This window comes from Phormidium sp. CCY1219 (assembly GCF_055795085.1).
Genome location: NZ_JAYFEQ010000574.1, coordinates 1 through 538, shown reverse-complemented (window position 1 = coordinate 538; position 538 = coordinate 1). Strand labels below are relative to the sequence as shown.

1 protein-coding gene is annotated in these 538 nt (G+C 46.3%); it reads left to right on the top strand.

Annotated features, from left to right (window positions below):
- Window positions 1–182: 182 nt before the first annotated feature.
- On the top strand, window positions 183–538 hold a 356-nt coding region (locus tag AC0QH1_RS16085), incomplete at its 3' end, for a hypothetical protein (protein ID WP_324632225.1).

The following is a 538-nucleotide window of genomic DNA, read 5'->3' as shown; positions in this document are numbered from 1 at the left end:
ATGTGCTGACTTATGCGGCGTTCTTGATTGCCTCTACGGCGAGTAAGTTCGGTTGATGAGGCTCTAACTGCCTGATTTAGCCATAAAAAATCCCCCGCTTTTTGGCGGGGGATTTTTTATGGGCATTCCCACTCATCCCCAATTGCTACCATACAGATGAGGAAACTGGATATTTCAGAAACATGCTGGTATTTTTGATGCACGGAACCTCCGTGCGCGATGTAGACTATTCGCAAAAAATGCAAGGGTTTATTTTCAACGAGTTTATGCAGCGGGGAGAACGCTCCATGCCAAACTTCTACCCTTGCTTTTTGGGAGATATTATCGGCGAAGACGAACTCTGGGACTCGGTGTTGCAAGATTTGGCACTTTATCAATGGGAATATCCCTCTATCGAAAGCGATCGCATCTTCTCTTATCAAACTTTTCGACAAAAACTGATTACCCAAATTTTTGGCGATATTTTTACCGAGAATCGGCGTAAAGCCCCCGGATTTATCCGTGGGGATATAAGCCGAGCGACTGACCCCCGGTCCCC